This window comes from Clostridium sp. (assembly GCF_022482905.1).
In the GTDB taxonomy this organism is placed as follows: domain Bacteria; phylum Bacillota; class Clostridia; order Clostridiales; family Clostridiaceae; genus Clostridium_B.
This window is the reverse complement of sequence record NZ_JAKVOI010000001.1, coordinates 1,816,536-1,830,679: the sequence shown is the minus strand read 5'-3', so window position 1 is coordinate 1,830,679 and position 14,144 is coordinate 1,816,536. Positions and strand designations below refer to the sequence as shown.

Sequence of the window (14,144 nt, the reverse complement as noted above, 5' to 3'; positions counted from 1 at the left end):
AGGAGGATAATAGTTTGGTATATAAAGTAATAAATAAATGTCCCGTATGTGGATCAAAACTTTTGATTTCAAAATTAAAATGTTCTAAATGCAGTACTGTAATTGAAAATGATTTTGAGATGTCAAAATTTGAATATCTTACAAAGGAACAGCTTAGATTTATAGAGGTGTTTCTAAAAAACAGGGGAAACATAAAGGATGTGGAAAAGGAATTGGGTATATCCTATCCAACTGTAAGATCAAAACTTGATGAGGTAATATCGGCTCTTGGCTATAATGTGTCTCAAGGTTCAAAAGTTGATAAAGTGAAAATAGTGGATATGCTGGACAGAGGAGAGATAACAAAAATTTTAAAAATGGTAGAAGAAGGTAAAATTACATCTGATAAAGCTCAGGAGCTTATTCAAGCACTTAATGACGAAAATACAGATATTCAGATAGTTTCAGATGATGATATTATGGATAAGATGCTTAAGATAAGAGTTAATTCTCATGATGGTGATAATGTAAATGTAAATCTTCCAGTTAAATTTATAAAGACAATACTTAAGACAGTTGGTAAGATTCCTATAAGCGATAGTGTAAAGGGAATGGAAAATATTGATTTGAATCTTATATCAGAAGCTATAGACAATGGACTCTCTGGAAAGATAGTGGATGTGAAGAGTGCAAATGATGATATAGTCGAAGTGGTAATAGAATAGGAGATGCTTATGAGGATATACATTAAATCTGGATGGAAGAGATTTATAATACCTGATAAATAAAATTCGCAATATTGCGTATACTTTGATTTGAAGTATGTATTAAGTAAGAGTTGAGTTTATATTTTTATGATATAATGAAATTAATAAAATTATAAGTAGGTGTATAAATATGTTGCCCAAAAAGGATAGAGTGTCTTTTGAAGAATTTCTAGATATAGAAAGCAAAAGTGATAAATCAATAGAATTTATCGATGGAGGAATATACCTTCAAGCAAGTCCAAATACTTCCCATCAAAGAATTTCACGAAAAATATCTACGATTTTTGATGTTTATTTTAGTGATAAAAAATGCGAACCGTTCACTGCACCCTACGATATAATATTAAAAAGTGACAAAAAAACATCAAAAAATAAAGTTATACCGGATCTTTCGGTAATATGCGATGAATCAGGAATAAATGAAAAAAATTATTCAGGAGTTCCGACTTTAATTGTAGAAATACTTTCTCCCTCCACGGCATGGATTGATATAAGCAAAAAACTGGAATTATACCAGAGCTTTGGCGTTAAGGAATACTGGATTATTTCACCTAAAAATAGTAATGTACAAATATTTAATTTAAATGAAGAAAATTTTTATGATGAACCCATTGTATATTATAAAGATGATATAGCTAAATCCAGTATATTTAATAATTTGAATGTAAATCTAAAAGAAATATTTAAATAGTATGGTACTAATTTTCCAATCGTGCACTTACTATAAGCCTGTGGGTGGCAACTCTGATAGGTGTACAGGTAACCAGTGTCATAGTTGCATCATTAGTTGGATTTAATACCTCCACCTGTTCTGGGAGGACAACCTTTTTATTGTATATTTTGTATTTATATTTTCCTTTAATAGTTTCTACTATTATTTCATCTCCAATTTTAAGCTCGTCAAGTCTGTTGAAGTACTGTCCATAAGTATAACTTCTATGACCTGCCATGGCAAAATTACCCTTCTGTCCCGGCAGGGCCGTACCTTTGAAATGACCTACAGCATATCTGAGCGTGTCCATATCTGTACCCTCTCCTATTGCAACCTTCAAATTTATTTTGGAAATAACCAGGAGTCCTATTGTACCGTAATTTACAGCAGGATCAGATGAATTTTCAGCATTTTTCTTGTGCTTTTTAATTCTCTGTTCATAATTTTTTACCATATTGTTCTGCCTGTATGCTGTCAGGTATCTGGCACCAAAAGCATATAAAAGTATCAGAATGCCTGCAAATATAAGAACTCCACCAATGATTTTCGATTTTTTCAATTGAAGCTCCTCTTTCCTAATTATAATTGTAATTGTGCAGATTTATTTTAGTAATAATCCAGAGATTAGTCAAATATTTTTTGCATTAGGTAAATATTTGTGAGAAAATGATCATAAAACAAATTTTTAAATTTTATCTTCAAGGAGCAATTTAATTATATGAAAATTGTGACTAGAATTATAATAGTTCTGGGAATGTTTGTGATTTCAGCTTTTATACTTTTTTCAGATGTAATGTCCCCTAAAAAACCGCTGCCGGCACAGTATGGAAAGATGGATCTTTCAAAGTGGGATTTTTCAAAAGATGGTGCAGTAAAGCTTGACGGACAGTGGGAGTTTTATGATGGACAGCTTCTTACACCGGAAGATTTTGAGGAAAAAAGCGCTCAAAAACCCAAACCTACAGGATATGTAAAAATTACATCCACAATAATGGACAAAGATAGTTATATGCTTGTGAAACCGGAAGGTGCAAGGACTTTCAGGCTCATTGCAAAAGTAAAACCTTCAAATAACGTATTCGGGATGAATGTGGGAAATATCAGAATGAGCAATAGATTGTACATAAATGGTGAAATAATGGGTTCAAGTGGAAATCCTGCGGAGAAGGACAATGGATATAATGCCGGCATGGTTCCATATTGTACATACTTCAACGTCAAAGGGTATACAATTGAAATAATACTTCAATCTGCCGGTTTCGGATATCCTTTCAGGGGAACCATGTATGAAATATACTTTGGTCATCAGAAGGATATAAACTTTATGAATGTTGGTAAAACCTCCATTGAATTGTCGGGCAGTATAGTGATGTTCATGATTTCCATGTATATTTTAAGAGTTTATGTAAAACTGCAGAGGAAAAAAATATATCTGTACTATGCTGCTGCCTTCTTGTCCCTTGCAGTTGATATGCTTTTAGGTGGGGAAAGAATACTGATTCAGCTGTTTCCCTTTATACCCTTCGAAATATACTGCAAAATTCAGCAGATATCAGCAATTATAACTGTAACATCTCTGATTGGAATAACAGTGGAAAAGGATATTGAAATACTTCCGGATGCCGCATTGAAAATGGGTGTTTCCCTGGCACTGTTCTATACGGCCGTAGTATGGAATGCAGATTATTCTGTTTACATGGATTTAAGCCTGCTGAAGTATATATTTATAAGTATGTTCATTGTAGCAGTTGTTTTAAGACTTCTGTTCATGTTTGGAAAAGGAATGAGGGTTATTGGAGATAATGAAGCGGGTAATTTTCTGGGAGCCATGATATGTATAAGTATTTTTCTTATAAACAGTTTCCTTTATTCTCTGGATATTGTATCCGATGAGTTCATAGGCGCCGTATCATTCTGTGGTTTTGTAATGTTTTCATATATGATCCACAGTGACAAATTCCTTACAAATTATAAATATATGGAGAGGATGTCGGGAGAACTCATAAAAAAAGACAGGATAAAGGATGAATTTGTTACAAAGACGTCCTATGAATTGAAGGCTCCGCTATATGGAATGATTGACATTGCCGATATATTAATTAAGGACAATATGAATCATCCAGAGGATGAGAACATGAAAAAGGTTATGACAATGAAGAACATGGCGCTGAAATTGTCCGGCATTGTAAATGATATACTTGATGTAGCACTGCTGAAAAATGGACAACTTAATGTGAAGATGTCGGTTGTGGATATCAAGGTATGTGTGGATATAGTAGTGGAAACCCATAAACATATAATACAGGGAACAGGTATAGACATAGTCAGCAATATAGGAGAATCCATGTTTGTGAAAGCTGATGAAGGCAGAATAAGGCAGGTTCTGTTCAATCTCATAACCAATGCAGTTCACAATATGTATGGAGGTTTGATAAGCATAGACGGCAGGAAGGATGGAGGGATGATTTCCATATCCGTGGAAGATACAGGGTTTGGAGTACCCTGGTGTAAAAGGGAAGAGATTTTTGAACCCTATGAGTCCCTGAATTTTGAAAGAATTGGCCTTGGACTGTATATAACACGTCAGCTTGTTGAGCTGATGCACGGAAAAATATTTTTAGAGTGGTCCGAGATCGGGCAGGGAAGCCGTTTCGTATTTTCACTGCAGGGCTGTGAAGAAAATACTGCAGAGTATAGACGGACAAAATTGAAGGATGCAGGTTATATCGGCAGGTTTTATCCTATAAAGTACTCTGAAACGATACAAAAGGAGAATTATAAAGGAAGCATTCTGCTAATTGACGATGAAATATTGAATATTAAAATAGCACTCAATGTATTATGTGGAGAAGGTTACAATGTAATTACGGCTCTGTCCGGTAAAGATGCACTGGAAAAACTGGAGAAAAATAAAATAGACCTTGTTCTTCTTGATTTAATGCTTCCAGGAATTTCAGGCATAGAGGTGTGCAGAAAAATAAGAGAAAAGTATTCCCTCATTGAACTTCCCATACTTATATCCATGCTGAAGGATATAAATTATGAAGTCTTCCAGATATTTGAAGCAGGGGCAAATGACTTTATAGCCAAACCCTTTGAGGCAAAAGAGATGTCTGCCAGAGTGACGAATTTGATATTGCTTAAAAAGTACATGGAAGATGCAGTGAAAAATGAGTTGGCTTTCCTTCATTCACAGATAAAACCCCATTTTTTATATAATACCATAAGTACAATAGTTTCCTTCTGCTATACCGATGGGGAGAAAGCGGCGGGACTTCTTACAAGTTTAAGCAAATATCTGAGATTTACCTTTGACATAGACAACAAACTCATGATGGTATCACTCAGGCGTGAACTGGAGATGGTTGATGCCTACGTTGAAATATTGAAGACACGATTTGAAAACAGAATAAATATTGAATATGACATCGAACAGGGGGTTATGAACGAGCAGATTCCATCACTGTGCATACAGCCCATTGTGGAAAATTCAATAAGGCACGGCCTGCTTGGAAAAAGTGAGGGCGGAAGGGTATGTGTTTCCGCCGTAAAGAAAAATGGGTGCATGTATATTGAGGTAAAGGATAATGGCATAGGTATGTCCCGGGATAAAATTGAGACATTGAAAAATGGTGACAGAAGCGGCTGCGGGGTAGGTATTTTGAATGTGGACAGGCGAATCAGACAGCTTGGAAAGGGTAATATGGACATACGCAGTGTTGAAGGGAAAGGGACAACTGTAACGATGTCTCTATATTGTAGGGGGAATGGTTTATGAAAGCTGTAGTTGTAGAAGATGAAAAGCCTATTCTGAAATTGATGGAAATGTTTATCAACAGGAATAAATATCTGGAGGTAATAGGTGGATATACTGACTCAAGAGAAGCACTTGACGGTATATTCAAGCTTTCGCCGGATGTTGTCTTTGTGGATATAGAGATGCCGTATATAAATGGTGTGGAACTTGCAAAACAGGTGAAAAATTTTGATGAAGATATACAGATAGTATTTGTTACTGCCTATGAAAGATATGCCCTGCAGGCCTTTGAAGTCGATGCTGTGAACTATATCCTGAAGCCAATTACGGAAGAGGATATCAATACGACGGTAAAAAGACTTTTGAAAAATTACGGCAGGAGAAAAAACATTTCAGCTAAAATCAGAAAAAATGAAATACTCTGCCTTGGAGGTTTTAAAGTATATGGAAGTTCTGGAAATGAAATTGTCAGGTGGTCAACTTCAAAAGTCCAGGAGCTATTTGCATATTTCATATGCAACAGAGGAGAAGAGACCGACAGATGGAATCTCTGTGATATGCTCTGGCCGGATTCTCCGCCCAAAAATGCAGAACACAATCTGTACAGTACAATATACAGACTGAAGAATGTCTTGAAAAATGTCGGCATATATAATGTGATCTACTATAAAAGTGGAAATTACAGTGTGGATTTTACAGAATTCAGATGCGATGCCTGGGATTTTGAAGACTTTATTGAAATCCATATTGAAGCTGACAGCAAAAATATAGGTGATTATGTTGATGCTGTAAATTTGTATAAGGGTATTTTATTTGGAAATGAAGATTATGTCTGGAACAATGAATTGAATGAAAAGCTTTTGAGATATTATCTGCTTGAAGTTAAAAATATAGCACGATACTATATGAAGGAAAAAAGCTACAACAAATCGGAGGAATATCTGAAGAAGGCAATTTCAAAAAATCCTTTTGATGAAGAAGCTTATGAGCTGATGATGAAAGTTTATTTTTATCGTGGTGACAAGGTTGCATTGATGAAATGTTATGATGAACTGAATGCCATGTTTAAAGATGAACTGCATATAGAGCCGAAGGAAGCAACAGAAAGGCTTTACAAAGCTTTGCTTATGAAATTATAGAACAGGAGAGTTCAACTTCCCTGTTTTTTTGTAAATAATCTGTAAATAATTTGTGATCAGTTTGTGAGTAAAATATCATATAATATAGGTCAAAGTTAAATTATTATTAATAAATAATTAACTTTATAAAATTATATTGTGAAAGGAGGTGGAAAAGTGAGAAAGAAAAAATTTTTATCAATTGCGGTATCACTTCTGTTTGTGCTGCAGATTTTTATTTCTTCTGCGCCTTTAAAAAGTGTAAAGGCAGATACTTCCACATTTCCACTTGTAACAGAAAATACTTCAACGTCACAGGGTGAGAATGGAGGTGGTACTGAAATTTCCAACGAAACTGCTACTGATCAAGATGGGTCAGTGACACAGGAAGAAAGTACACCGGCAGTTCCAGGTGATTCGGACAATACTGCACAGCAGGGTACTGAGCAGGAAACTGAAGGAACAAATGGAGGTTCTGAAAATGGAGCACAGCAGGAAGAAACAGGCAGCCAGCAGAACGCCGACCAGGATTCCAATACATCCCAATCAGAAGGCAATACTACCAAAGAGCCTGAACAGAACAGTACAACTCAGGACTCAGGTACAACTGTTGGACAAACTGAAACTCCGGCACCGAAAGAACCGGCCGATTCTGATCCGGCAGCCACTCCTACTGTAATAGAATTTCCATTTATAATAGGAGGTATTCTTACAGACGGGACAGGTAAAGATATCAGTGCTGAAACAGATGTGGACAAGAGTTCTGATGTCAACATCAATTATGATTTTTCGATTTCGGAAGATGTAGCTAAAGGTACTTCCTACAGTATTCAGCTCACAGACCAGATCAAGCTTAAAGATGTCAGTGGTGAAGTCAAAGATTCCAAGGATGCTGTAATAGGTTCAATAAGTGCAGATCCGGCTTCAAACAAGGTAACTGTCACTTTTACTGCTGAAGTGAAGAGCGGTACATCAGGTAAATTGTCCATAAGTGGGCAGTTTAACAAGGACAAGATAGGAAACAGCAATCCTGTATCCGTCAGTATTGGAAAGACTTCAGTAAATGTTAATTTCAAACAGGAAGAAGCAGAACAGCAAAATTCTGCTGAAAAGCCGGATGAGGAAGTGCAGGCAAAACCAGGTGATAAGGCAGCTGATGCTGTGATTGCACCTCAGGCTGAGCCTAAGGATATTACAGAATCATTTCCGTTTATTACAGGTGTTAGTATAAAAGATGCCAATGGCAACGATCTGGGTAATGATGTAGACAAAACTTCAGAAATTCATGCTAATTATACCTGGAGTATTCCAAATACAGTAGCTGTTAATCCAGGTGATTATTACACCATGCAGCTGCCGGAGCAGATTCATATTGTAGCACCTATTAATCAGCCGATAACTGATAATGATGGAGCAAAAGTGGCGGATATGCATGTGGATACAAGTGGGCTTGTAACACTCACGTTCACAGATTATCCAAGTACACATTCCAATGTAAACGGATATTTCTATGTGGATTGTCACTTTAAAGAAAGTGCAATAGGCAACTTAAACCCTGAGAATATTAACTTTACAATTCCGGGTATAGCAGCAGTTCCAGTCAGTGTAAACTTTGTACAGCCAACGGATGCATCTTTTACCAAAAGTGAGCATTACAATAAAAGTACAGATGAAATTACATGGACGATAACAGCCAACAGTGAAAAAATACAGGCAGATAATGCTACTATTACGGATACTATAAAAAGTGAGGAAGGCCAGGTATTTATTCCCGGTTCTATTACAATCAATAATTCAGGTGTTGGTGATACCTATTATTACGATGATACTAAAGCACTGATTTTCAATCTTGGAAATATCACTGATGAGCAAACTATAACCTATAAAACTAGTGTAAAAGATTTTCTGGCTTCCCAGTTACAAGGTACCTATAATTTTAACAATACAGCTGATTTTAGCTATGATGATTATAAGGGAGCTCCGCATACCAAAAACGTAAACGCTGGTACTGTTTCAGTAACAGTCACATATATCAGCAAAACTGGAAGCTATGATTCAGCCAGTAAGAGAATAAATTGGACAATTACAGTAAATGAAGATAGTAAGACAATCAACAATGCAGTAGTTACTGATGTTGTTCCTGAAGGACTTACTGTAACTCCGGGTAGTATTTCAGTTAAAAATGAAAATGATATACCTTTGACACCTGACTATTCAGGTAATATTACCTTCAATTTAGGTAATATTACAGGAAAAGTGACAATCACTTATTCAACAAATGTAGATACAAGTGTCTATAATTCCAATGGTAGTCAGACATATACAAATAATGCTACTTTTACAGGAAATGGCTTTACACTTGGAACATCAGGTCATGGTGTTGGAGTTTCATCAACTATCGTTCATAAACAAGGTTCTGGTTATGATGCTTCCAATGGTATAATTACTTGGACAATTACTGTAAATGGTAATAAGACAAATGTTGCTGCTGGTGCAGTGGTTACAGATGATATTCCTGTAGGTCAAACTTATTTATCTGGTTCTGCCAAACTTGATGGAATTTCCATAGGTGATAGTGGATATACAGCAGCACCAGGTGGAGATACGAACAAGACAGGAACTTTTGTATATACTTTTGCCGATGCGTTTTCTGACACACATACTATAACACTTCAGACGCAGGTGACTGATCCAACACATTACAAGGCAAATTACAGTGGTACTTACAGCAATACTGTTAATTTGAAAGCTGGTGCTATAAATCAAGATGATACTGGAACTCAGCAGGTAACCAGTAATGTAATTACAAAGACAGGTGAAGACTATAATTATGCAACAAGAGAAACTACCTGGAAGATCGTAATAAACAAGAATGAAATACCAATAACCAATACAGTAGTTACCGACGTTATTCCGGAAGGACAGGAGTATGTTGCAGATTCTGCAAATCTTAATGACAATCCCATTGACGATAGTGCAGTAAATAATCCACAGACAACAAGATTGTTTAAATATAGTTTTGCTGGTACTATTACTGATACCTATACTATAACTTTTAGGACAAAGCTTACAAACCTGAATATTTTCAATACAAGTGGAGATAAAATATTGGAAAATACTGCAGCTATTACCGGTAATGAAATACCTTCAGATGGTGATGTAGAAAGCAAAGGAATACAGACTGTTAAAAATTCAGTAATTAGCAAGACATCCAGTTATAATAATGGAAATAACTACATTGACTGGACAGTAAAGACCAATGCTAACTGGAGTATTCCACTATCTGGTGCAACTATAACCGATACGTTGCAGAATGGGCTTTCACTGGATACAGATACTGTAAAATTGTATAGTGCCACTGTGAATTCTGATGGAACTCTTACACAAGGATCTGAAATTCTACTTGATTCTTCTAACGTGGCATACAATCCTGATACTAGATTGTTCACATTTACTTTCCCTGAGAATGCAGGTAATGAAGCTTTCATTCTGAATTTCAGGACATATACAACCAAGACAGGGAACTTTACAAATTCAGTTACATTTAGTGGAAGCAATATAAATCAAAGTTCAAGTGCTACTCAAAATGGTGTATGGTTTTCAACCGGCGGCGGCGGTGCCACAGGAGAAATAGGGAGTATTACCGTTGTAAAAGTTGGAGATGATGATACTACACCACTTTCGGGAGCAGTATTTCAGCTTCTGGATCAGTATGGAAATGTGAAGGAGACTTCTGCTCCTACAGGAGATGATGGCTCAGCCATTTTTGACAACTTGAAATACGATATAAACTACAGCATCAAGGAGATAACTGCCCCTATAGGATACAATTTAAGCAGTGATATTCATACTTTTAAGGTTAATGATGGTGACGATGATCAGAAGAATATCACTTATAATTATGTAGATGAAATACTGAAAGGCAATATACAGTTCTATAAAACAGGTACTGACGGAGCTATTCAAGGAGCAGAATTCAAACTTTACAAAAACACTGATACTGATTTTTCAAATCCAATAGTTACAGCAACGAGTGAAAGTGATGGACTTGTACAGTTTAGTGATATACCATATGGAAAATATATCATTAAAGAAACAAAAGCACCAGCTGGTTACAGTATTTCTAATCAAGTTTTAAAGGCTGATTTAACTGTTATAATAGCAAATGGACAAACTGTAAATACTGATATATTTATTTTCCCTGACTCAAAGCTTAAAGGATCAATTAAGATAACGAAAATAGATGCATCAACCAGAATAGCAATACCGGGGGTTACTATGGCAATTTTTGACAGCAATAAGCAGCAGACAGGAAATCCAAAAATCACTGGAGAAGATGGAACAGTACAGTTTGATAACTTGGTTTATGGAAACTACTTCTATAAAGAAATCAGTGCACCAGATAACTATGTATTAGATAGTACTTATCATCCTTTTAGCGTAGAAACTGAAACTACTCAAGAATCGCCTCAGAAAATAACTTTTGAAAACCAGAAAATAAAGGGTGGAATGGAAATAACAAAGACAGATGCTTCAACTTCAGCACCGGTACCTGGAGCGACCATTACAGTGTACACAAGTGATGGACAGCCAGTAGGGAGTGGAGTAGAAGGAACAACCGGAGAAGATGGAAAAGTAGTATTTGAGAATCTTACTTATGGAGAATACTATTTTGTGGAGACAAATGCACCGGAAGGATACCTGCTGAATCCAGATCAACATCCATTCAGTATCAGTGAAAATGGAGTTATTGTGAAGGATACTTTAACAGATACGAAGATAAGGGGAAGTATAGTATTCACTAAAACTGATGAAGGCGGCAATCCTCTGTCTGGAGTAGAGTTTAAACTTTACAAAGCTGATGATACAGCATTTGAAACTCCTATCAAGACTGCAGCAAGTGATGTAAATGGATTTGTACAGTTTACTGATGTAGAGTATGGTTCATATGTCATAAAAGAGACAGCAGCATCAGATGAAAGTTATGTACTCTCTACTAAAACATTAAGTGCAACTATAGGAGATAATGACAATGGAGAGACTATAACCTTAGATCCATATACTAATGTGAAGAAAAAAGGAACAGTAACTATCAAGAAAACAGATGCAAATGGAAATTCATTATCAGGAGCAGTATTTGTGCTCTATGACAGCACCGGATATAAAACAGGTGAAGCAGTAAGTGGAGATGACGGAACAGCAGTATTTACAAATGTAGTGTATGGACAGTATTCTGTAAAAGAAATAAAAGCTCCAGCAGGATACAATCTTTCCTCTGAGGAAGCAATTTCTGTAAATGTATCTGAAGATGGAAAAACCTATGATCTTGGAAGCATAGAAAATACAAGGATCACAGGCGGCATAGAGATATCAAAGACAGACATTTCGACTTCGGCACCAGTACCTGGAGCAACAATTACAGTGTACACAAGTGATGGACAGCCAGTAGGGAGTGGAGTAGAAGGAACAACCGGAGAAGATGGAAAAGTAGTATTTGAGAATCTTACTTATGGAGAATACTATTTTGTGGAGACAAATGCACCGGAAGGATACCTGCTGAATCAAGACAAACATCCATTCAATATAAAAGAAAACGGAGTTATCCTGAGGGACAGCCTGACGGATACAAGAATTACCGGTAGTATAGAGATATCAAAATCCGATTTTTCTACACAGGGAACTGTACCAGGGGCAACTATTACAATATACAGGGACAGTGCGCTCACCGATGTTGTAGACAGCAAAATAACCGGGGCGGATGGAAAAGTAGTATTTGACGGCCTTCCATATGGACATTATTATTTCAAGGAGACAGGGGCGCCTGAAGGCTATAAGCTCAACACAGATGTACATGAATTTGATATATCTGAGAATGCAAAAAATGTCAAGGACAGTATTACTGACGAGAAGATATCTGACAACAGCTTTAACATTGAGTTAACAGCAGATCCGAAGTCCATTACAGGTGACGGTAAATCAACATCGACTCTTACAGCGAAAGTAGTTGATGCGGACAATAAGCCTGTACCTGGTGTTACTGTTGATTTTTCAGCACCGAACGGAAGTTTCCCTGAGGGCAGTTCTGCAGTCACCGATGAAAATGGTGAAGCATGCGTAGTATTCAAGTCCGATAAAATTGAAGGAATTGAAGAAAAGAAGATACCTGTTACCGCAGTTGTCAATGACCCGGAACACGGACTGAATTCCAAGGATCAAATAGATATTACATTTGAACCGGGCAGCATAAAGGGAGCAGTTGTGGACAATGAAACAGGAAATCCTATAGCTGGAGCTACGGTTGTAGTTAAGAAGGACTTTGATGGTGATGGAACAATAGACTTCAAAAGTGAAGTAACTACATCATCTGACGGCAAATATGAAATTGCCGTTCCAAAGGGAGATGTAGAGTATGATGTCGAGATAACAGTACCTGTACAGATAAATGGAAAGACAGAAGATAAAACGTTCATACAGAAATCAAATCCTGGTGAAATTGCAGGAAATTCCTATGACTCTGAAAAAACTGCAGCAGGTATTGTACTTTTGAAAAATCCTGATGGAGAAACTGCGGGATATTTCAAGGACTATGGCAATATAACCATTGATGTTCCAGAAATTGGACAGCAGGTTGATATCGGAAGTGACGGTACCTTCCAAGTAGGTGGCCTTGAAAAGGACAGGGAATACAACTTCAATATCGTATACAACTTCGATAATGGTGAAGAGATTATTATCGGAACAATTCATGTGAAAATGGATTCTGACGGACAGATGAGGATTGATCCGGAACCTACCCTGATAGATCCATATGGTTTAGTCACTGACAGTGTTAGTAGTGATAAAATACCTGATGCGGATATAAAATTGTACTATGCAGATACCGAGAGAAACAGGGAATCAGGCAAAACTCCCGATACACTTGTACAGCTTCCGGGACTGGAGGGATTCCCTCCTGCAGACAATGCAAACCCGCAGTCCAGTGACGAAGATGGAAACTATGCTTTCATGGTTTATCCGAATACCGATTACTACATTGTTGCAACAAAACCTGGATATGAAACCAAAACAACAGAGACCATTTCTGTAAATGATGCTATAGTAAGGCATGACATACCAATGACTCCTATTTCTTCAGGAGGTGCAGGCGGAGGCGGAAGTGCAAGCATCCAGGGCACGGTGAATGTAAATAAGACGGATAAAAGCGGAAATCCGCTTAAAGGTGCGGAGTTCACGCTGATCAATTCCAAGGGAAATTCAGTGAAGACTGCTGTGACAGATGAAAATGGGCTGGCAGAATTTACCAAGGTAAATCCAGGTAAATATACTGTCAAGGAGACCAAAGCACCTTCTGGTTATTCCATCTCAGATAAAATATTATCTGTAGAGATAAACCAGAGCAAGGTTTATGACCTTGGAACTGTACAGGATGCTAAAGAAGAAGGAAGTACACCTGTTGTACCACCTGTACAGCCTACACCAGAAGAACCGGAACAGCCAGGAGAGAATCCGGATGAAGGTAATAAACCGGATCAGCCAAATCAGCCGGGTAACAACTCAGGAGAAAGTAAAAATCCGGCAAAGGGGTCTTCACAGCCAGGTAAACAGGGTGGAAACAATGGCATACAAAACGGGCAGAAAAATTCATCTCTGGAAAATGGCATGGATTCAAAACTTCCTAAAACGGGAAGTATCATAGACACGTCGGTATTGGCTGTATTGGGAATATTGCTTGTTCTTTCAGGAGCTGTACTCGTGTTTAAGAGAAAAAAATCATATTGACACATCTGTGATAATATGATATTTTAAATGTA

At 37.0% G+C, this 14,144-nt stretch carries 6 protein-coding genes; 5 read left to right on the top strand and 1 reads right to left on the bottom strand.

The window, feature by feature from the left end:
* Positions 1–14 precede the first annotated feature (14 nt).
* Positions 15–704, top strand: coding sequence for a DUF2089 domain-containing protein (locus LKE46_RS17790; RefSeq protein ID WP_434735190.1), 690 nt, complete (start codon positions 15–17; stop codon positions 702–704).
* 193 nt (positions 705–897) lie between these two features.
* Positions 898–1,437, top strand: a complete 540-nt coding sequence (locus LKE46_RS09025; protein WP_291720842.1) for a Uma2 family endonuclease — start codon at positions 898–900, stop codon at positions 1,435–1,437.
* A 7-nt stretch (positions 1,438–1,444) separates the two neighbouring features.
* Here the strand turns inward: LKE46_RS09025 and LKE46_RS09020 are convergent, their stop codons facing one another.
* Positions 1,445–2,017 (bottom strand): class D sortase, encoded by a 573-nt coding sequence (locus LKE46_RS09020; RefSeq protein ID WP_291720839.1) that lies wholly within the window; start codon positions 2,015–2,017, stop codon positions 1,445–1,447.
* A 159-nt stretch (positions 2,018–2,176) separates the two neighbouring features.
* Between LKE46_RS09020 and LKE46_RS09015 the strand changes: the two genes are divergently transcribed.
* From LKE46_RS09015 to LKE46_RS09005, 3 genes are all read left to right on the top strand, one after another.
* Positions 2,177–5,236, top strand: a complete 3,060-nt coding sequence (locus LKE46_RS09015; protein WP_291720836.1) for a hybrid sensor histidine kinase/response regulator — start codon at positions 2,177–2,179, stop codon at positions 5,234–5,236.
* Complete coding sequence (locus tag LKE46_RS09010; RefSeq protein ID WP_291720833.1) at positions 5,233–6,354, top strand: response regulator; 1,122 nt, start codon at positions 5,233–5,235, stop codon at positions 6,352–6,354. The genes LKE46_RS09015 and LKE46_RS09010 overlap by 4 nt, the downstream gene beginning before the upstream one ends.
* Positions 6,355–6,510: 156 nt before the next feature.
* Entirely contained in the window at positions 6,511–14,112 is a 7,602-nt protein-coding gene (locus LKE46_RS09005) for a SpaA isopeptide-forming pilin-related protein (protein ID WP_291720830.1), read from the top strand.
* The last annotated feature ends 32 nt before the right edge of the window (positions 14,113–14,144 follow it).

Bases quoted from the DNA above. Each gene is read 5' to 3' on its own strand.
- LKE46_RS09010 (WP_291720833.1), top strand. From the start codon at position 5,233: ATGAAAGCTGTAGTTGTAGAAGATGAAAAGCCTATTCTGAAATTGATG.
- LKE46_RS09015 (WP_291720836.1), top strand. From the start codon at position 2,177: ATGAAAATTGTGACTAGAATTATAATAGTTCTGGGAATGTTTGTGATT.